At 63.0% G+C, this 18,077-nt stretch carries 17 protein-coding genes, 1 tRNA gene, 1 pseudogene and 1 riboswitch; of the genes and pseudogenes, 7 read left to right on the plus strand and 12 right to left on the minus strand.

The features are described 5' to 3' along the window. Nucleotides 1-2: 2 nt before the first annotated feature. A complete protein-coding gene (gene lipB, locus JT360_RS17555; RefSeq protein ID WP_214472922.1) occupies nt 3-746 on the minus strand; it encodes a lipoyl(octanoyl) transferase LipB in 744 nt (247 codons plus the stop codon). Between the two features lie 235 nt (nt 747-981). On the opposite strand from lipB, the gene JT360_RS17560 reads away from it, so the two are divergent. After that, nucleotides 982-1,066 (plus strand) — tRNA-Leu (locus JT360_RS17560). An 84-nt stretch (nt 1,067-1,150) separates the two neighbouring features. On the opposite strand, the gene JT360_RS17565 is transcribed toward JT360_RS17560, so the two are convergent. The 8 genes and pseudogenes from JT360_RS17565 to JT360_RS17600 form a co-directional block, all read right to left on the minus strand. Next, nucleotides 1,151-2,476 carry an ATP-binding protein gene (locus JT360_RS17565; RefSeq protein WP_214472923.1) on the minus strand — a complete coding sequence of 442 codons (1,326 nt, stop codon included), beginning with the start codon at nt 2,474-2,476 and terminating at the stop codon, nt 1,151-1,153. Continuing rightward, complete coding sequence (locus JT360_RS17570) at nt 2,473-3,234, minus strand: response regulator (RefSeq protein ID WP_214472924.1); 762 nt, start codon at nt 3,232-3,234, stop codon at nt 2,473-2,475. The genes JT360_RS17565 and JT360_RS17570 overlap by 4 nt, the downstream gene beginning before the upstream one ends. Before the next feature lie 41 nt (nt 3,235-3,275). Beyond that, nucleotides 3,276-4,130: pseudogene (locus tag JT360_RS17575) on the minus strand (MipA/OmpV family protein). A 290-nt stretch (nt 4,131-4,420) separates the two neighbouring features. Next, nucleotides 4,421-5,320 (minus strand): succinate--CoA ligase subunit alpha, encoded by a 900-nt coding sequence (gene sucD, locus JT360_RS17580; RefSeq protein WP_214472925.1) that lies wholly within the window; start codon nt 5,318-5,320, stop codon nt 4,421-4,423. Between the two features lie 13 nt (nt 5,321-5,333). Beyond that, nucleotides 5,334-6,518: a malate--CoA ligase subunit beta gene (locus JT360_RS17585; RefSeq protein WP_214472926.1), complete on the minus strand. Its 1,185-nt coding sequence runs from the start codon at nt 6,516-6,518 to the stop codon at nt 5,334-5,336. A gap of 19 nt (nt 6,519-6,537) precedes the next feature. Beyond that, nucleotides 6,538-7,500 carry an HpcH/HpaI aldolase/citrate lyase family protein gene (locus JT360_RS17590; RefSeq protein WP_214472927.1) on the minus strand — a complete coding sequence of 321 codons (963 nt, stop codon included), beginning with the start codon at nt 7,498-7,500 and terminating at the stop codon, nt 6,538-6,540. Between the two features lie 10 nt (nt 7,501-7,510). Then, complete coding sequence (locus JT360_RS17595; RefSeq protein ID WP_214472928.1) at nt 7,511-8,701, minus strand: aminotransferase class V-fold PLP-dependent enzyme; 1,191 nt, start codon at nt 8,699-8,701, stop codon at nt 7,511-7,513. Nucleotides 8,702-8,837: 136 nt separating this feature from the next. After that, nucleotides 8,838-9,506 (minus strand): LuxR C-terminal-related transcriptional regulator, encoded by a 669-nt coding sequence (locus tag JT360_RS17600; RefSeq protein ID WP_214472929.1) that lies wholly within the window; start codon nt 9,504-9,506, stop codon nt 8,838-8,840. A 351-nt stretch (nt 9,507-9,857) separates the two neighbouring features. On the opposite strand from JT360_RS17600, the gene mgtE reads away from it, so the two are divergent. Both mgtE and JT360_RS17610 read left to right on the plus strand, forming a co-directional pair. After that, nucleotides 9,858-11,291: a magnesium transporter gene (gene mgtE, locus JT360_RS17605; protein ID WP_250888870.1), complete on the plus strand. Its 1,434-nt coding sequence runs from the start codon at nt 9,858-9,860 to the stop codon at nt 11,289-11,291. A gap of 143 nt (nt 11,292-11,434) precedes the next feature. Further along, nucleotides 11,435-11,821 (plus strand): MerR family transcriptional regulator, encoded by a 387-nt coding sequence (locus JT360_RS17610; protein ID WP_006203215.1) that lies wholly within the window; start codon nt 11,435-11,437, stop codon nt 11,819-11,821. A gap of 314 nt (nt 11,822-12,135) precedes the next feature. Here the strand turns inward: JT360_RS17610 and JT360_RS17615 are convergent, their stop codons facing one another. Both JT360_RS17615 and JT360_RS17620 read right to left on the minus strand, forming a co-directional pair. Further along, nucleotides 12,136-12,612 (minus strand): methyltransferase family protein, encoded by a 477-nt coding sequence (locus JT360_RS17615; protein WP_214472931.1) that lies wholly within the window; start codon nt 12,610-12,612, stop codon nt 12,136-12,138. After that, complete coding sequence (locus JT360_RS17620; protein ID WP_214472932.1) at nt 12,609-13,607, minus strand: heparan-alpha-glucosaminide N-acetyltransferase; 999 nt, start codon at nt 13,605-13,607, stop codon at nt 12,609-12,611. The genes JT360_RS17615 and JT360_RS17620 overlap by 4 nt, the downstream gene beginning before the upstream one ends. Nucleotides 13,608-13,841: 234 nt before the next feature. Between JT360_RS17620 and JT360_RS17625 the strand changes: the two genes are divergently transcribed. Beyond that, nucleotides 13,842-15,041: an MFS transporter gene (locus tag JT360_RS17625; RefSeq protein ID WP_214472933.1), complete on the plus strand. Its 1,200-nt coding sequence runs from the start codon at nt 13,842-13,844 to the stop codon at nt 15,039-15,041. Nucleotides 15,042-15,044: 3 nt separating this feature from the next. On the opposite strand, the gene JT360_RS17630 is transcribed toward JT360_RS17625, so the two are convergent. After that, on the minus strand, nt 15,045-16,214 hold the full coding sequence (locus JT360_RS17630; RefSeq protein ID WP_214472964.1) for an aromatic ring-hydroxylating oxygenase subunit alpha: 1,170 nt from the start codon (nt 16,212-16,214) through the stop codon (nt 15,045-15,047). Nucleotides 16,215-16,372: 158 nt separating this feature from the next. After that, a riboswitch (cobalamin riboswitch) is annotated at nt 16,373-16,570 on the plus strand. A gap of 36 nt (nt 16,571-16,606) precedes the next feature. On the opposite strand from JT360_RS17630, the gene JT360_RS17635 reads away from it, so the two are divergent. Genes JT360_RS17635 through cobU form a run of 3 tightly spaced genes read left to right on the plus strand, consistent with a single transcriptional unit; the run spans nt 16,607 to nt 18,077 of the window. Continuing rightward, nucleotides 16,607-16,786, plus strand: coding sequence for a CbtB domain-containing protein (locus tag JT360_RS17635; RefSeq protein ID WP_140610503.1), 180 nt, complete (start codon nt 16,607-16,609; stop codon nt 16,784-16,786). Between the two features lie 15 nt (nt 16,787-16,801). Next, entirely contained in the window at nt 16,802-17,569 is a 768-nt protein-coding gene (locus JT360_RS17640; RefSeq protein WP_214472934.1) for a CbtA family protein, read from the plus strand. Next, entirely contained in the window at nt 17,562-18,077 is a 516-nt protein-coding gene (cobU, locus tag JT360_RS17645) for a bifunctional adenosylcobinamide kinase/adenosylcobinamide-phosphate guanylyltransferase (protein ID WP_214472936.1), read from the plus strand. The genes JT360_RS17640 and cobU overlap by 8 nt, the downstream gene beginning before the upstream one ends.

Genomic DNA, 18,077 nt, shown 5'->3' on the forward strand with positions numbered 1-18,077 from the left:
AGTTAGCCGGCCTTGCGGGCGGCCTCGGCAGGCAAGGCGGTTGCCGGACCGAACACGTCCTCGAAGGCGGATTTCAGCGCGAGATCAAGGTCGGCCATTCCCAGGAGAAGGCCAAGGTCGACGAGGCTGGTGACGCCATGGTCCTGGACGCCGCACGGCACGATGCCGCCGAAATGGGAAAGGTCCGGTTCGACATTGATGGCGATGCCGTGAAAGCTGACCCAGCGCCGCAGCCGGATGCCGATCGCCGCGATCTTGTCTTCCGCTGGCGATCCGTCTGGCAAGGCAGGGCGATCGGGCCGCACCACCCAGACGCCGACACGGTCCTCGCGACGTTCACCGCGCACATTGAAGGCGGCGAGCGCGCCGATGATCCACTGTTCGAGCGCGGCGACGAAAGCGCGCACATCCTCGCGACGCCGCTTCAGGTCGAGCATGACATAGGCGACCCGCTGGCCGGGCCCATGATAGGTGTATTCGCCGCCGCGACCGGCAGCGAAGACCGGGAAGCGATCAGGATCGATCAGGTCCTCGATGCGGGCGCTGGTGCCGGCGGTGTAGAGCGGCGGATGTTCGACCAGCCAGACCATTTCGCCGGCGGCACCACTGCGGATCGCCTCGGCGCGCGCCTCCATGAAGGCCAGCGCATCGGGATAGGCGGTGAGACCAGGTTCGATGCGCCACTCGACCGGCGCCGAACCGGGCAGGGGCAGGAACGACGTGGCGATCTGGCTGCGTTCTGGCATGGTTTTTCGTTTTCTGCTCATGCCTGTCGCGAGCCAAAACGGCTTTGCGCTTCCGGGCGACATGCATCCGCCTCCCATATGGTGACATCTGGCGCAAACGTCCAGTTCCGGCCCTGTTTTCCAATCCTGTGGACCGTTATGCCAATCGCTTGAGATTATTGCTCGCCGCGCACTTGTTTCGCCGGAAACGATTTGCTACACGCCGCGAGCCGGTCGGTTCCGGCTCCTACCACGTGCGGTCGTGGCGGAATTGGTAGACGCGCAGCGTTGAGGTCGCTGTGGGGCAACCCGTGGAAGTTCGAGTCTTCTCGACCGCACCAGAATTTTCTGAAGCAAGCCTTCGGATGCCTTGAAATCGCCGCCGGTAATCTGGCGATCATCACCCCCCGAGCACGGTGGCCTTCCTATAACGGCTGGACCTTTGGTCCATTCGGCAGATCGATAGTAACAGCGAGCCCATTTGGCTGGTTGTCATGCAACTCGATCTTGCCGCCGTGACCCTGGATGATGTCCGCCACGATCGAGAGGCCCAGACCGAAACCGTGCTTCGACGCCACGCCGCGCGACATGTCTTCCTTGAAGAATGGTTCGAAGACGCGGGAGCGCGCTGTCATCGAAATGCCCGGCCCATCGTCGCTGACCGCGATGCGCGCCGTAGCGTCGGTCTGCATCAATGCAACAGTGACGCTGCCGGCAAATTTGACCCCGTTGTCGCATAGGTTCGTGATTGCACGCGCCAGCGCATTGGGTTTGCACCAGCCCAGAAGCCTGTCCGGTCCGGAATATGAAACCGAAAACCCGACGTCGGAGAATTCGGCACAAACGGTTTGCAGCACGCTGGCAATGTCGGCCCGCTGCAGCTTCTCCGTCGAGACATCGTTGCGCAGATAGGTCAGGGTCTCGTCTATCAGATCTTCGATATGCTGGATGTCGGACAATATCGCTGTTCGGACGGACCCATCATCCATGCGCTCGGCGCGAAGCCGCAGCCGCGTCAAAGGTGTGCGCAGATCATGGCTGACGCTGCGCAACATGCGCGTGCGGTTTTCGATCATTGTCCGGATACGCGCTCTCATCCTGTTCAGCGCTCGTGCCAGGCCGACCATTTCGATGGAGCCGCGTTCCGCGAAAAGCTCGTTGCCATTCTCGATCTCAGCCTCCCCCACTGCCGCCGAGATGCGCTTCAACGGGTCGGTCACGGCCCATACCGCAAACAACCAGATCAGAACGGGCAAGGCCACAAAAGCCATGAACCTGTAGAATGAGGCACGGACGAACCCTGATGTCAGCCAGGAATCAGGCATGCCGAAATGAGCTAGGACGCTCTGCTGATCCAGATCGACGACAAACGCGTATTGGCCGCCGAGCCTTGTCCAGTGTCCATCAGTCGCCCCCTTCTCGATCCCGAAGAGCCATTCGATGCTTCGCCATTGCAGATAGGAATAGGGAAGACTGCGGGTCTGTTCCCCGGGCAGGATCTTGAAATCAAAGCCGGCTCGCGTCGCTGTTGCCAGAATAGAGCTACGCGCTTCGGTTGGTGTTTCGCGCAACAAGGCAGCGACAATGGCAGCTCGCCTGGCGCTATCTTCCATAACGGGAAGATCAACCCTCTCTATCAAGCCTTCGACGACCGATCCGGCGGACAAGATCGCAATCACCGCGATGAAAATGATTGCCGCGAACTGCCCACGCACTGACTGGGGCAGGAAACGGCGGACCAAATCCCTCACGCTTCCTCCACTGTGGCGGTGAAGATGTAGCCACCCAGCCGAACAGTCCTGAGAAGCACCGGGTCGCGCGCATCCTTTTCGATCTTCTGGCGGATCCGGCTGACATGGACATCGATGCTTCGCTCGATCGGGCCGGCAAGTCCGGCATGGGTTACGCTGAGAAGTTCCTCGCGCGACAGAACCCGGCCTGCATTGCGGCAGAATGCAAGCAGCAGGTCGAATTCATGTGTCGTGGTCGCAACGCGCGCATTGCTGGGATCATGCAATTGCCGGCGAACGGGGTCGAGCCGCCAGCCGTTGAAGCGAAGTACCTTCGACCGGTCTCGCTCGTCAGGAGCGTAAGCCGTGCGGCGCAGCAACGCCCGTATCCTTGCCGTCAGTTCGCGCGCGCTGAACGGTTTCGTCACATAGTCGTCGGCGCCGATCTCCAGTCCGAAGATGCGATCGATTTCCTCGCCAAGCGCGGTCAGCATCAGGATCGGAACGTTGGTGTGCGAGCGCAGCCGGCGGCAGATGCTGAGGCCGTTTTCACCAGGCAGCATGATATCGAGCACGATCAGATCGAATTTCTGGTTGAGGAGCGCGGCGTTCATGCGCACGCCATTGCCCGCGATTTCCACGATCATGCCGTTTTCGGTGAGCGTCTCGCCCAGCATGCGCGCAATCTCGATATCGTCTTCGACAATGAGGATACGCGAACCTAGCCTTGCCGATTTGAACTCGGCCTCCGAATCGCCATGAGGCCTTTGCCGTGCCATGTCGGATCTTGTCATAGCCTGCATGGGTGCCTGCGCGGGTGTCAGAACCGGTATCCGACGAGAAGCATCCCTGTAGGCTGGATCTTGTCGACAACGATCGGGCTGTCGGCAGCGTCCCCCACAAGAATGCCGACCCCCGCCTGGCCACGCACCATCCAGTTCTGATTGAGCATATATGTGGCGGAAATAGAAAAATCGGCGCGCTTCAACCCGGCGCCGGCGTCATAGCGCGCCAACCCCGAGCGAGCCGATTGTTCCGGCGTGACGCCGAAATAGGCTTGCATGTATTTTTCGTCGGCGAAGACCACCGATGCGCCGGCGCCGACGATCAACGATTGGGACAAAGGCTGGGTCACCTCGATCCCGATCGTGCCCTCCAGGCCATCGCTGCCGCCGATCGTCTTGTCCAGTTGCGCGAAGATTTCAGCCTGGCCGAATTTCATCGCCGCCTTGGCGCCGACGACCGCGCCCATGTCGACGTCCCCCAGGCCGCGCAGGTGATCGGAATCGTCTTCCTTGCGGCCCATGTCATAGCCAAGCCGCGCACTGAATTCGAACGGCCCTTGTCCATAAACGGAGATGTTGGCGCCTGTCGGATCGATCGTCACGGTGTCGAGGAATGTCGCCGATACGAAAGGCACCGGCATGACCTTGAACTAGTCGCTGCCCTCGTATTTGGGGACGATGATGGCGCCACCACCAAGGACGACATGCCAGTCGGCCAGTTTCTGTTCGAAGCGCCCGAAACGGGAAGGCTCGGGCGGTGCGATGAAATCGTCGGAATTGATCGCAATGGCGTCGGCCGCCAACGCGATCCCCGAATGCGTCGAAAACAGGATTGCCATCGCGGCAAGAGAGGCCCGGCCGCAGAACATCCCAGAAACCATTTTGAACATGCATGCTCCAGAGCAGCGGGGCAGTAAGAGCCCCTGATGCTCCGACTATTTCAGGTGAAAGTGGCTGCATGCATGAAGTGATGTTAAGTTTTGTTGCGCAATCTTGGTCTGATCTTGTCGCCTGTACGAACGTGCCCTGAAACGGCGAAGTGTCAAATTCGGAAGTGTTTGACGGTCGCGCTGCGCAAATTTCCGAATTCGATTTCCAAAGGGCACTGGCGGCGGGTCATGCCGACCACGCCGCCGCTTCGCTCTTTCAGCTGGCCTGAAAGCCGGCTTGGTCGCGAAAATCAGGCCGCCTTCTTCATCCGCGCCAGCGTATCGGCCACCACCTCGCCGAAGGACGACGGCGTCGGCACGATGATGACGCCTGCCTCTTTCAGGATTTCGACCTTCTCCTGCGCCGATTCGCCGAAGGCCGAGATGATGGCGCCGGCATGGCCCATGCGGCGGCCTTTCGGGGCGGAAAGCCCGGCGATGTAGGCGATTAGGGGCTTGCGCATGTTGTCGCGTGCCCAGATCGCGGCTTCCGCTTCCTGCGGTCCGCCGATCTCGCCGATCATCACCACGGCGTCGGTCTCGTCGTCCTGCTCGAACAGCCTCAGAATGTCCTTGAAGGACGAGCCGTTGATCGGGTCGCCGCCGATGCCAACGCTGGTCGACACACCGGTGCCGAGCGCTTTCATCTGCGAGGCAGCCTCGTAGCCGAGCGTGCCGGAGCGCCCGACAATGCCGATGCGGCCGGGCAGGTAGATGTTGCCTGGCATGATGCCCATCAGTGCTTGTCCGGGCGTGATGACGCCGGCGCAATTCGGGCCGATCAGCCGCATGCGGTCCTCGAAGCGGTAGCGGCGCATGTAGCGCTTGACCTGCATCATGTCCTGCGAGGGGATGCCGTCAGTGATGCAGACGCAGAGTTTTATCCCCGCATCCGCGGCCTCCATGATCGAATCGGCTGCGAAGGGCGGCGGCACGAAGACGATGCTGGCCTCGGCGCGGGTCTCGCGCACCGCGCCCTTGACGGTGTTGAAGACGGGCAGGCCGAGATGCGTCTGGCCGCCCTTGCCGGGGGTGACGCCGCCGACAAGCTTGGTGCCGTAGCGTTTCATGTCCTCGGCATGGAAGCTGCCGATCTTGCCGGTAAAACCCTGGACGATGACCCGCGTGCTGCGATTGAGCAGAATTGCCATTTTTCGACCTCCCTCAGGCTGCTTTTTTCTTGGCGGCCGAACGCCAGGCGGCGACGGCTTTTTCGGCGGCTTCGGCGAGCGTGTCGGCGACGATCACCGCCTCGCCGGAATCGGCCAGGATGCGGCGCCCTTCCTCGGCCCTGGTGCCGGAGAGCCGCACCACCAGCGGCACGGTGACGCCGACCTCGCGGATCGCCTTGATGACGCCCTCGGCGACCCAGTCGCAGCGGTTGATGCCGGCGAAGATGTTGACGAGGATGGTCTCGACATTCTTGTCGCCGAGCACGGCGCGGAAGGATTTTGCCACCCGCTCGGGCGAGGCGCCGCCGCCAATGTCGAGGAAGTTGGCCGGCTCGCCGCCGGCGATCTTGATCATGTCCATCGTCGCCATGGCGAGGCCTGCGCCATTGATGATGCAGCCGATATTGCCTTCGAGGCCGACATAGGAGAGGCCGCGGTCGCTGGCGAAGGTCTCGCGCGGGTCTTCCTGGCTCTTGTCGCGCAGCTCGGAGATTTCCGGACGCCGGAACAGCGCGTTCTCGTCGAACGACATCTTCGCGTCGAGCGCGATCAGGTTGCCGTCGCGGGTCACCACCAGCGGGTTGATCTCCAGCATCGAGGCGTCGTAATCGCGGAACACCTGGTAGCAGCTGAAGATGGTCTCGGTCGCCTTGCCGATCAGGTCGTGGTCGAGGCCGAGCCCGAAGGCGATCTCGCGCGCCTGGAAGCGCTGCATGCCGACGCCGGGATCGACTGATGTGCGCAGGATGGAATCGGGCGCCTTCTCGACAATGTCCTCGATCTCCATACCGCCGGCGGCCGACGCCACGATCATGACGCGCTCTTCCTTGCGGTCAAGCACGAAGCCGACATAGAGCTCCTGCGCGATATCGACGGCTTCCTCGAGGTAGAGCCTGGAGATCAGCTTGCCGCGCGGGCCGGTCTGCTGGGTCACCAGCTTGCGCCCGAGCATGGCTTCGGCGGCACTCGAGATCTCCTCGTCATTGGCGCACAGCTTGATGCCGCCGGCCTTGCCGCGGGCGCCGGAGTGAACCTGCGCCTTCAGCACCCATTTGCCGCCGCCGATCTCGCGGGCGCGGTAGGTCGCCTGTTCGGGGCTGTAGGCCAGCCCGCCGCGAGGCACATGCACGCCATGCCGGGCGAGCAGTTCCTTGGCCTGATATTCGTGGATGTCCATCATTGTCCTCCCGTAACCGTCAATGCGTGGCGGCGCGTGTTTGGCTGGCGTGTTCAATGGCCTCGTTGACCACCAAGACATTCCTCGCCATGCGTTCTGACGCGGCGTCGATCATCTTGCCGTCGAGGGCGGCGGCGCCTTTTCCCAGAGCCTCGGCTTCCCTCAGCACTTCAAGGATGCGCCTGGCCCGCGCGACCTCCTTTTCCGGCGGCGAGAAGACGTCGTTGGCGAGTGCGATCTGCGAGGGGTGGATCGCCCATTTGCCTTCGATGCCGAGGGCGGCGGCGCGCCTGGCGCCGGCGATATAGCCTTCCGGATCGGAGAAATCGCCGAACGGCCCGTCGATGGCACGCAGGCCGTAGGCGCGGCAGGCGACGGTCATCCGCGACAATGCGAAATGCCACTGGTCGCCGGGGTAGTCGGGGTTGAGGCCGCCGATGTTGACGGTGCGAGCCTTGCAGCTCGCGGCATAATCGGCGACGCCGAAATGCATGGCTTCGAGCCGGCCTGGCGTGGCGGCGATGGCCTCGACATTGGCCATGCCGAGCGCGGTTTCGATCAGCGCTTCGAGCCCGACACGGGTCTTGAAACCCTTGGCCATCTCGATCTGGTTGACCATCGCTTCGACCATATAGAGGTCGGCCGGCACGCCGACCTTCGGCACCAGTATGGTGTCCAGCCGGTCGCCGGCCTGTTCCATCACGTCGACCACGTCGCGGTACATGTAATGGGTGTCGAGGCCGTTGATGCGCACCGAGACGGTCTTGCCCTTGGCGCGCCAATCGATGTCGTTGAGCGCTTGGATGATGTTCTTGCGGGCACGTTCCTTGTCCGGCGGGGCGACCGCGTCCTCGATGTCGAGGAAGACGAAGTCGGCGGCGCTGTTGGCCGCCTTGTCGATCATCTCCGGGCTGGAGCCGGGAACCGCCAGTTCGCTGCGCTGCAGGCGCAATTTCTTGAGGTGGTTGATGGTGTGGCTCATCGTCGGCTCCTCAGGCGGCTTCGGCGACCGGCACCGCGGCCGAGGCGCGAAAATGCTGGATGGCGGCGCCGACGCCGGAACCCGGCGCCAGCCGCACGCCGCAATCGAGCAGCGCCATTTCGGCCGCCGACAGCGAGGCGAGCACCATCACCTCGTTCAGCCAGCCGAGATGACCGATGCGGAAGACCTTGCCGAACACCTTGTTGAGGCCGCCGCCGAGCGAGGTGCGGTAGGTCTGGTAGGCGCGCTTGACGACATCGGCGCTGTCGATGCCTTCCGGCACCAGGATGGCGCTCACCGTATCGGAATGCCATTTCGGCGCCTTGGCGCAGAGCTTCAGGCCCCAGGCGTCGACCGCCTTGCGCACGCCTTCGGCGAGGCGATGGTGACGCACGAAGATGGTGTCCAACCCTTCCTCGGCGATCAGGTCGAGCGAGGCGCGCAAGCCACGCAGCAGCTGCGTCGCCGGCGTGTAGGGGAAATAGCCGGCATCGTTGGCGCGGATCATGTCCTCGAAGGAGAAGAAGCAGCGCCGGTGGGTCGCGGTTCTCGAAGCCACGAGCGCCTTCTTGCTGACCGACAGGAAGCCGAGGCCGGCGGGCAGCATGAAGCCCTTTTGAGAGCCGCTGACGGCGCAGTCGACACCCCATTCTTCCTGTCGGAAGTCGATCGAGCCGATCGACGACACACCGTCGACAAAGAGCAGGGCAGGGTGGCTTGCGTCATCGAGCGCGGCACGGCAGCCGGCGACATCGCTGGTGACGCCCGTCGCCGTCTCGTTCTGCGTGCAGAAGACGGCCTTGATGCGGTGCGTCTTGTCGGCCTTCAGCCTCTCCGCGTAAAGCTCGAGCGGCACGCCGGTTCCCCATTCGCAGTCGATGACATCGACCTCGAAGCCGAGGCGCTCGGCCATGTCGACCCAGAGATGCGAGAATTGGCCGAAGCGCGACATCAGCACGCGGTCGCCGGAGCTGAGCACATTGGTCATCGCCGCTTCCCAGGCACCGGTCCCGGAGGACGGGTAGATGAAGACGCGGCCGGTCTCGTTCTTGAAGACTTTTTTGATGTCCTCGAACAGCGGCAGGGTGAGTTCGGGGAAGGATGCGGCGCGCATATCCTCCATCGGCACGTTCATCGCCTGCCGGACCTGTTCGGGGATATTGGTCGGCCCGGGAATGAAAAGATGGGTGAAACCGGCCATGATGCGAACTCCTCCTGATCCAGCAAAGCGGTGATGGGGAGTTTCGTTTCTGCGGCTAATGCCAGCAACACCTTGGCGGGTAACATCTCGCCGCGTGCGGGTGGGGCGAGCCTACCCGGCTGGCTACCCGTTTGGCCTACCCGAAAGGCTGCTTCTGGGTACGCCGCTCGCGCGAATAGAGCGCGACGGCCATCGCGCGGTTGCGGACGTCGAGCTTGTCGTAGAGATTCTTGAGGTGATATTTCACCGTGTTCTCGGAGATGCCGGTCCGCGTCGCGATCTGCAAATTGGTCCAGCCGTCGGAGAGCACCGCCAGCAGCTCGCGCTCGCGCACCGTGAGCTGCGCCAAGGGCGTGTCGTTGACCTTGTTGATGTCGATGTAGGGGATGCAGATCCTTCCATGCGCGACCGCCAGGATCGTCTCAAAGATAATGGCCGGGTCGTCGAACTGGAAGCAGTAGCCCTGGGCTCCAAGCCGCACGCACTGCTTCAGGATGCCGATATCGTGGTCGTTCGAAAAGACGGTGATGCGGGTATCGAGCTTGCGGGCATGGACCTCGGCCAGGACATCCGCGCCATCCATGTCGGCGAGCTTCCAGCCGATGACGGCGACGTCGAACTCGCGCGCCATTGCCAGCTCCAGGAAATGCTTGCCGCTTTGCACCGATGCCAAAAGTTCGAAGCGTCCATCGCATTCCAGCATTTCGCGCAGCGCCGATACGACGAGCGGATTGCGTTCGGCCACGACGACGCGAACGCGCCGCTCCTCGATTGCCTTGTTCGGTGTCTGCGACCTGGTCTTCAAGGGCTTCCGGCTGTTCTGGTCAGGGCCTGGGCGTGGACCTGCATCATGACAATTCTGCCGCAACGGCGCGTGGGTGCTCTTTCCCCTGCGACATGCGCTGTCGCGCCACCGGAAGCCGGAGCGCATCGCCTTTTGGAGCATCGACCAGTTTTCGGGATCGCCGGACAACGCATGCATTGGCGAAAGCCGAGGGTGTATTTCGCTGAAATCCCAGCCGGTTAGAGCAGCAGGCTGCGAGGTCCAATCGTCCCGTGTCTCTATCTTTCTTCTGTTTTGCGCGCCGGAGCCAAAACCGGTTTCCACTTTTTGGGATCATGGTCTAGACCTGACTGGCACCTTTCCCGGATTCTGATGCAGGAGGCGCTGGTGGAAGGCCAGGACAAGCAGACGACTTCCGCCAAGGCGGCTGACGAGGCCCATGCCGACATCTACGGCGAGGATGGTGCGGTGCTTTCGTCCTTCCTTGCCCAGATCGGTGCCGCGATCGCCGACCGCGATACACTGACGCTCAAGCATGAGGTCGGCCCTCTGCACCAGTCGGAACTCGGCGACCTTATCGAGGCGCTGCATCCCGAACAGCGGTGGGCGCTGGTCGAGCTCCTGGGCGCCGATTTCGACTTTTCCGCGCTGACCGAGGTCGACGAGGCGATCCGCATGGAGATCGTCGATCACCTGCCCAATGCGCAGATCGCGCAAGCGGTGCAGGAACTCGATTCCGACGACGCGGTCTACATTCTCGAAGACCTCGAGAAGGAAGACCAGGATGAGATCCTGTCGCGGCTGCCATTCACCGAACGGATCAGGCTGCGCCGCTCGCTGGATTACCCGGAAGAGACCGCCGGACGGCGCATGCAGACCGAGTTCGTCGCGGTGCCGCCGTTCTGGACCATCGGCCAGACCATCGACTACATGCGCGAGGACAAGAACCTTCCCGACCGCTTCAGCCAGATCTTCGTCATCGATCCGGGCTTCAAGCTGCTCGGCGCCATCGACCTCGACCAGATCCTGCGCACCAAGCGCGCGGTCAAGGTCGAGGAGGTGATGCATGAGACGCGGCACGCCATCCCGGCCACCATGGACCAGGAGGAGGCGGCGCGGGAATTCGAACAATACGATCTTTTGTCGGCCGCCGTCGTCGACGAGAACGAGCGGCTTGTCGGCGTGCTGACCATCGACGACGTCGTCGACGTCATCCAGCAGGAAGCGGAGGAGGATCTGCTGCGCATGGGCGGCGTCGGCGACGAAGAGCTTTCCGACACGGTATTCGCAACCTCGCGCTCGCGCGTTCCATGGCTGCTGGTCAATCTTGTCACGGCATTCCTCGCGGCTTCGGTGATCGGCCTGTTCGATCACACGATCGAGCGGATCGTGGCGCTCGCCGTGCTGATGCCGATCGTGGCCGGCATGGGCGGCAATGCCGGCTCGCAGACCATGACCGTCACCGTGCGGGCGCTGGCGACCAGGGATCTCGACATCTACAATGCCGCCCGCATCATCCGCCGCGAGGTGGGAGTGGGCTTCATCAACGGCCTTGTCTTTGCCGTGCTGATCGGCATCGTCGCCGCCGTGTGGTTCCGCGATGCCAATCTCGGCGGGATCATCGCTGCGGCCATGGTCATCAACATGTTCGCGGCGGCACTTGCCGGCATCCTGATCCCGCTCATGCTCGACCGGCTCAAGATCGACCCGGCCGTGGCGTCGGCGGTCTTCGTCACCACCGTCACCGATTGCGTCGGCTTTTTCGCCTTCCTCGGCCTTGCCACATGGTGGTTCGGCGTCAGGTAGGCGGTCCCAATTGACTTTTACGTAAACGCCGTGCGAGATTCGCGTGGGGTGCCGCATCGATTCCGGCGCGGCCAGGGTCTGGTTCGGGACAGGAGGAGACGCCGCATGGCGTTCGCCAGGGTTTCCGGCGTGCGGGAGTGACGATGCGGGAATATTATTCGATCACCGAACTGACCCGCGAATTCGACGTGTCGACGCGGACGCTGCGTTTCTATGAGGACGAAGGGCTGGTGCAGCCGGTGCGGCGCGGCCGCACGCGGCTGTTTCGCCCTTCCGACCGTCACCTCATCCGGCAGATCATGCGCGGCAAGCGACTTGGATTTTCGATCAACGAGATCCGCGAAATCATCCAGATGTACAAGGAGCCGCCGGGCGAGGTCGGGCAGCTCAAGCTGATGATCAAGCGCATCGAGGAAAAGCGCGAGGATCTCAGGCAAAAGCGCCGCGACCTCGAAGAGACACTGGCCGAACTCGACCAGGCCGAGGAGTCCTGCGTCGAGCGGCTGGTGGAGCTTGGCGTTAATACGTAGCAGACTGGATTCTAGCGGGCGTTAACGTTCGGAATTAGCGGAAACGTCCATTCCGTCGTCATCCTAGGGCGGAGCAAGGAGCGAAGCGACGCGGCGCAGACCCTAGGATCCATGCCATGACTTCAATGCGCCGCAACGGTGCAGAATTCTGCTCCGCTGCACTCCTCGACCGCGGTCACGGCATGGATCCTAGGGTCTTCGCGACGGAGCTTCGCTCCTGCTTCGCCCTAGGACGACGAAGTTCACAAGACTTCGGCTAATCGCCGAAGTGTGCAACCTGTCACCTCTGCGCCGCGGAACCAGGCGCGCTGAGCTCAAATCCAGCGCCGCACTCTCTTCGCGTAGTCGCGGTACTTCTTGCCGAACTTCGCAGCCAGGATCTTTTCTTCCTTCTCGATCGCCAGCTTCTGTGTCGCGAAGGCGGCGATGAAGGCGAAGAGCAGGAACCAGGCTATCCCCGAGACAAAGGCGACGCCGATCAACATTAGTGTGTTGGCCAGATACATCGGGTTGCGGGTGATGCCGAACGGGCCTGACGTGACGAGGTGGTCGGGCACGGCATTGGGATTGAGCGTTGTCCTGGCCCGCATCATGGTGCGGATCGCGGTGAACCAGAGTGCCACGACGCCGAACAGCGCCACCCAGCCGGCGGCGAACAGGATGTCGCCCAGAAGGTCGCCTATCCAGGGTAGCGGATACAGCAGACCAAGCGCGATGCTGATGGCGATGGCGGCGATATAGATCAGTGGCGGCCACGGGATAACCCCAGGCTTCGGTTGGCTGTCAGTCATTGCGTCCCTCCCTCCGTCATCTTGTCCTCGGTCTTGGCGGTGCACATGCCGGCAAGATCGGACAGATGCGCCCTCCAATCCGCAGTCTGGTCGTTGTTGTAGAGCCGATCAAGAGAAGCTTCGCCCTGGAGCGTATCGAGCATGCAGCCGCAATAGCTCGTGCAGAAGGTTGCGTTGCGCGTCTGCTCGCACGAGCGCTGGCAGGTTTTCAGGAAATTCACCTGCGGGGTTTCGACCTGGGCCGGCATAACTTGCGAAAACAGCCAGACGCAGCCGATCAGCAGCGGCTGGTGGATCAGATAGAAGGCGAGGCTGTGCCGGCCGATGAAGACCAGCGGATTAGCCCATCGGCCGGGCGCGAGGCTCGCCAGGCGCGCCCGTATGCCGGAGGCGGTAGCGAATTTCGCCACCCCGATGCCGAGAAGCACCGCGCCGAACCATGGAAACAGCGGCACGTAGTCGTTGGAGCGCGGATTGACCGCCGACAGGCCGATCCACCACAGCCAGGGATGGTCCAACGCCTCGAAGCGCAGATAGACGGGCGCCGCGATGATAAGCGCGGCAACGACAAGCGTCAGCAATGCCGGCAAGCGCAGGAAGGCGAGGCCGAGCAGGCTGGCAAGCGCGATCTCATGCAGGATGCCGAAGAAGATGAAGCCATCCGGCGTCGCGATGCGGGTGACGACCGAAATCGCGATCGCCGCCCCGGCGACCATAGCGAACCGCCTCCAGAAGCCGTTCCAGCGGATTTTTTGCCCATGGGCGAGGTACAGGCTGACGCCGACCAGGAACAGGAAGGTCGAGGCGATGCAGCGCGCGTAGATCTTCCACCAGCCGAAGGCGGTGAGGCCGGGATCGGTATAGCCGAAGAACTCCAGATCCCAGGTGAAATGGTAGCTCGCCATGGCCAGCAGCGCGATGCCGCGCACGATGTCGATGGTGACGATGCGCTTTGGTGGCTCCGGGATGGGTGCGGTCGGCGTATGGATGCTCATGGTCTCGCGATCTGATTCAGCCCCGCTTGAGGACTATCACGGTTGCACCGGACAGAAGAAGGCCGCGAGCCCCCTATCGGCGATGTGGCGGAGCCTGCATCGCGCGCCGCTTTAGGCCAGTGCCGGAAAGCCTTTGACCGGCTTCGCTTTTTGCCGGGTACACGTCGGTTTCCTCTTATCGGGCCAGAAATCACCACGGCAGATTTGCCGTTACGATTCTGGTTTGGGGAAGCAATGTCCACCCATGTGCGCCATCCGATCTGGCTCCCGGCCCTCAAGGCCGCGGATGCGCGCACCTTCGCCTCGCTCTACGCGGTCGAATCCTTTGCCCGCGCCACGGTGTCGAGCGTCATCCCTATCCAGGCCTACGAGATCCTCCACAACGAGCAGATCGTCTCGATCCTCTACACGATTGTGGCGCTGCTCGGCCTGTCGGTGACCTTGTTTATGCCGATGCTGATCCGCCGCTTTGCCCGGCGCTGGGTCTACACCGCGGGGGCCTGCCTGCTCGCCATCGGCTCGCTGTTCTTCGTCACCCACACGCTTGCCGGGCAATTGGCGGGCATGCTGTGCCGTGTCATGGGCGCCAGCGCGCTGTCGATCACGCTCAACCTCTACATCATGGACCACATCCGCAAGACCGACTTCATGCAGGCCGAATCGCTGCGCATGGCGTGGTCGATGTTCGCCTGGACCGGCGGGCCGACACTCGGCATCTTTCTTTACACGCGCTTCGGCATCTATGCCGCGCATGGCGCGGTGGCGGTGTTTGCCGTGGCCTTGCTGGCGCTGTTCTGGACCTATCGGCTTGGCGACAACGCGCTGATCCGGCCCGGCAAGACGCGGCCGGCCAATCCGCTCGCCAATATCGGCCGCTTCATCGCACAGCCGAGGCTGAGACTGGCCTGGCTGATCGCCTTCGGCCGCTCCTGCTTCTGGACCACATTCTTCGTCTATGGGCCGCTGTTCATGGTGATCACCGGCGAAGGCAAGCTGGCCGGCGGCCTGCTGGTTTCGGCCGGCAACGCGCTTTTGTTCATGGCCATCTTCTGGGGCAAGGCGGGAAAACGGTTTGGCGGGAGGCGAACCATGACATTTGCCTATTTCGCCATGTCGGCCACGCTTCTCGCCGCAGGCACGGTCGGCGAAACCGTGCCGCTGATCACCGGCGCCTTCCTGCTGTGCGGCGCCTTCTTCACCATTGCGCTCGACGCATTGGGCTCGACCGCCTTCATGCGCTCGGTACGCTCCTACGAACGGGCGCAGATGGCGGCGGTCTATCGCACCTATCTCGATTTTTCCGAGCTGACGCCGCCGCTGGTCTATTCGGTGGTGCTGATCTTCTTCGGACTGGGCTCGGTGTTCGTCACGCTCGGCCTACTGGCCGCGGTTTGCGGCTTCGTGACCTGGCGATACCTGCCCAAGTCGTTGTGAGGATTACGGCGAAAGCGCTGCGTGGCGCTCGCGCACCCAGTTGTGGAAGCGGTGCACGTCATATTCCTCGGGCATCAGTACGCCGGCTTGGTGGCGCATCGAGCGCAGGCCTTTCTGGTTGATCTCGCAGATCGCTGCGTCCTCCTCCAGCACCTGGCGACCAAAGCCGACGATGTTGTCGATGTCGGTCTCGGCCAGCGCCTCGGGCGCGAACAGCCATTCCGCGACAAGCTCCGTTTGTTCGGGACCGAGCGGAACCAGCCGCACCGACCTGACATAGTCGACATGACCGACGATAAACATCGAGGGCAGGCTGATGGCGTAGGTCTGGCCGGCGGCGCGTTCGGCTGGCGTCAACCCCGAGAAGACCGGCCCGTGCGTTTGCCCATCGCGCGACCATGTTTCGGCCCCTGCGCGCAGGCCTCCGGAAAACTCCGGCGCGTCGTTGTCGGCGTGGCGGGTCCATTCGGGATCGTCATGGCGGCTCATCAGGCCGCGGCCATAGATCGGCACCAGCCGCGACAGGTCCTTGTGAACGCCCGGGCAGTGCAGGCACTCGTTGAAGTTTTCCCAGAAAATCTTCCAGTTGCAGTTCATCACCTTGCGCAGCACATGGCCTGATACCAGCGATTCCAGCGGCCAGTTGCCGAGATTGCCGGAGGCCGGATCGAAGGATGCCTGTGCGGAGCCGGCCGCATCCTCCTGCAGATTGATGAAAACGAAGCCGCGCCACACCGAGAGTGCGACGCGATAAAGCGGGTGGTCGGCCTTGTCGAAACCGTCAGGCAGCGATTTCGACGGCACGCGCATGAGGTCGCCGCGCAGCGAATAGGACCAGGCATGATAAGGGCAGGTGATCTGCCGTGCCTTCAGCCGGCCTTCGCTTTCCTGGCAAAGCTGCGAGCCGCGATGCCGGCAGGTGTTGTGGAAGGCGCGCAACTCGCCGGTTTCGTCGCGAAGCACGAGGATGTCCTGCGTGCCGATGCGGAATCGGCGGAAAGCCAGCGGCTGGGCGAGGTCGACCTCGCGGCAGACGAGCAGCCAGTTCCGGTACCAGATGGCGTCGAGATCGCGTTGATAGGCCGCCGCGTCCCAATAGGCCGAGGAGGGCAGCGTGGGTTCGGCCCGGGTGAGGCCGTTGTAGGGCGCGCGCTCGCCGGCACCGGGTTGCATGACTGGGGGCTGCATGGCTGGCCTCCTGTGAGGCCGCCAGCCGACATCAGGCCAGCATGATTGTCAATTGTCGTGCCGAGCACGGCTGATGTTGTCGGCATGGCGCAATCGCGCTGGTTGCCGGCGGAATTTGGTTTGCCGCGTGTCGTGATTTTCCGTATAGTCGCGCTGTCGTCGGTTCCGTTTTGGAGCCAAGAGGGAATGCGGTGCGGGCTCGTTTCTTGCCCAATGCCGTGGCTGCCCCCGCAACTGTGTGCGGTAGTCCTCTCCATATGCCACTGAAGATTCTTCTTCGGGAAGGTGGAGAAGGGCGCTGATCCGCGAGCCAGGAGACCTGCCGGCGACAGGAAACTGACTTCGATGCCCTCGGGTGGAGGGTGAAAGGACAAGACATGAACACCGCTTCCGTCTCCCTCGGCGCCTCCGTTTCCTCGCAGTCGCGCCTCATGCAGCTTGCGCTCGCGGCGCTGCTCGGCATTTTCGTCGTCGGCTTTGTCGGCTTCTCGCATATCGATGCGGTCCACAATGCCGCCCACGATTACCGTCATTCGATGGCGTTTCCCTGCCACTGACGAGGATCTGACATCATGAACCTGTTTCGCAACGTCGTGTTCATCGCGGCGATCGCAGGGCTCGTGGCCGGCGTCGTTCTCGCCTGCATGCAAGCCTATGCCACCGATCCACTAATTCTCCAGGCAGAAGTTTATGAAAAGGCCAGCGGCGGCCATCATCATGACCACGCCGTGACGCCGGTCGATACCAGCGCAATGAGCACCGCCTCACCGGTGCCGGTCGAAGTGGCCACTCATGCGGAGGACGAAGGTTGGGCACCGGCCGACGGTCTCGAGCGCTTCGCCTTCAACGTCCTTGCCAATATCGTCAGCGGCATCGGCTTTGCGCTGATTCTGGTTGCGGTCTCGGAGTTCGCCGGTGGCATCGGCAACTGGCGCCAGGGCATCTTCTGGGGCCTCGCCGGCTTCGCCGTGTTCACCCTGGCGCCTGGCCTCGGCCTGCCGCCAAAACTGCCGGCAATGCCTGACTCAGATCTCTTCCAGCGCCAGATCTGGTGGATTTCGACAGTGGCGGCGACTGCCATCGGCCTTGGGCTGCTTGCCTTCCGCAAGTCACTGCCGCTGGCGATCCTCGGTGTGGCATTGATCGTCGCGCCGCATGTCGTCGGTGCGCCGCAGCCGGCCAGTTTCGAGACGCGAATCCCCGAGGGCTTGCATCACCAGTTCGTCGTGGCCTCGACGCTCACCCGTCTGGTGTTCTGGTTGGTGCTCGGCGCGGCCGTCGCCGTGGTGCGCGGACGCTTCACCGGCGCGGCGAGAAGCCTGCGCGACAGCTTTGCCTGATCACGGCGAGCTGACTTTCATCATTGGTGGCGCGCGCTCCGGCAAGAGCGCGCACGCCGAAGCCCTGGCGACGGCATTGCCCTCGCCATGGACCTATATCGCCACGGCTGAAGCCTATGACGAAGAGATGCGTGAGCGCATCGCGCTGCACCGGACGCGGCGCGGCGAGGGCTGGTCGACCATCGATGCGCCGCTCGACCTCGCCGACGCGCTCGAGGCTTTGCCCGACAATCAGCCGGTGCTTGTCGATTGCCTGACGCTGTGGCTGACCAATCACATGCTGGCCGACCACGATCTTGAGCAGGAATGCCGGCGACTGGCTGATGTGCTGTCGCGGCCAAGTGGCCCCTGGTTCGTCGTGTCCAACGAGGTCGGGCAAGGCATCGTGCCGGACAACGCCCTGGCGCGCCGCTTCCGCGATGCCGCCGGCCGGCTCAACCAGCAGGTCGCGGCGATTGCCGACACGGTGCTTTTGATGGTGGCCGGGCTGCCGCTCAAGGTGAAATGA

The organism is Mesorhizobium sp. dw_380, assembly GCF_018588885.1.
In the GTDB taxonomy this organism is placed as follows: Bacteria; Pseudomonadota; Alphaproteobacteria; order Rhizobiales; family Rhizobiaceae; genus Mesorhizobium.

Coding starts and splice junctions, on each gene's coding strand:
- JT360_RS17635 (WP_140610503.1), top strand. CDS start 16,607: ATGAACACCGCTTCCGTCTCCCTCGGCGCCTCCGTTTCCTCGCAGTCG.
- JT360_RS17595 (WP_214472928.1), bottom strand. CDS start 8,701: ATGGCCGGTTTCACCCATCTTTTCATTCCCGGGCCGACCAATATCCCC.
- JT360_RS17585 (WP_214472926.1), bottom strand. CDS start 6,518: ATGGACATCCACGAATATCAGGCCAAGGAACTGCTCGCCCGGCATGGC.
- JT360_RS17590 (WP_214472927.1), bottom strand. CDS start 7,500: ATGAGCCACACCATCAACCACCTCAAGAAATTGCGCCTGCAGCGCAGC.
- JT360_RS17570 (WP_214472924.1), bottom strand. CDS start 3,234: ATGGCACGGCAAAGGCCTCATGGCGATTCGGAGGCCGAGTTCAAATCG.
- JT360_RS17630 (WP_214472964.1), bottom strand. CDS start 16,214: ATGCAACCCGGTGCCGGCGAGCGCGCGCCCTACAACGGCCTCACCCGG.
- lipB (WP_214472922.1), bottom strand. CDS start 746: ATGCCAGAACGCAGCCAGATCGCCACGTCGTTCCTGCCCCTGCCCGGT.
- sucD (WP_214472925.1), bottom strand. CDS start 5,320: ATGGCAATTCTGCTCAATCGCAGCACGCGGGTCATCGTCCAGGGTTTT.
- JT360_RS17615 (WP_214472931.1), bottom strand. CDS start 12,612: ATGACTGACAGCCAACCGAAGCCTGGGGTTATCCCGTGGCCGCCACTG.
- JT360_RS17625 (WP_214472933.1), top strand. CDS start 13,842: ATGTCCACCCATGTGCGCCATCCGATCTGGCTCCCGGCCCTCAAGGCC.
- mgtE (WP_250888870.1), top strand. CDS start 9,858: ATGCAGGAGGCGCTGGTGGAAGGCCAGGACAAGCAGACGACTTCCGCC.
- JT360_RS17640 (WP_214472934.1), top strand. CDS start 16,802: ATGAACCTGTTTCGCAACGTCGTGTTCATCGCGGCGATCGCAGGGCTC.
- JT360_RS17620 (WP_214472932.1), bottom strand. CDS start 13,607: ATGAGCATCCATACGCCGACCGCACCCATCCCGGAGCCACCAAAGCGC.
- JT360_RS17610 (WP_006203215.1), top strand. CDS start 11,435: ATGCGGGAATATTATTCGATCACCGAACTGACCCGCGAATTCGACGTG.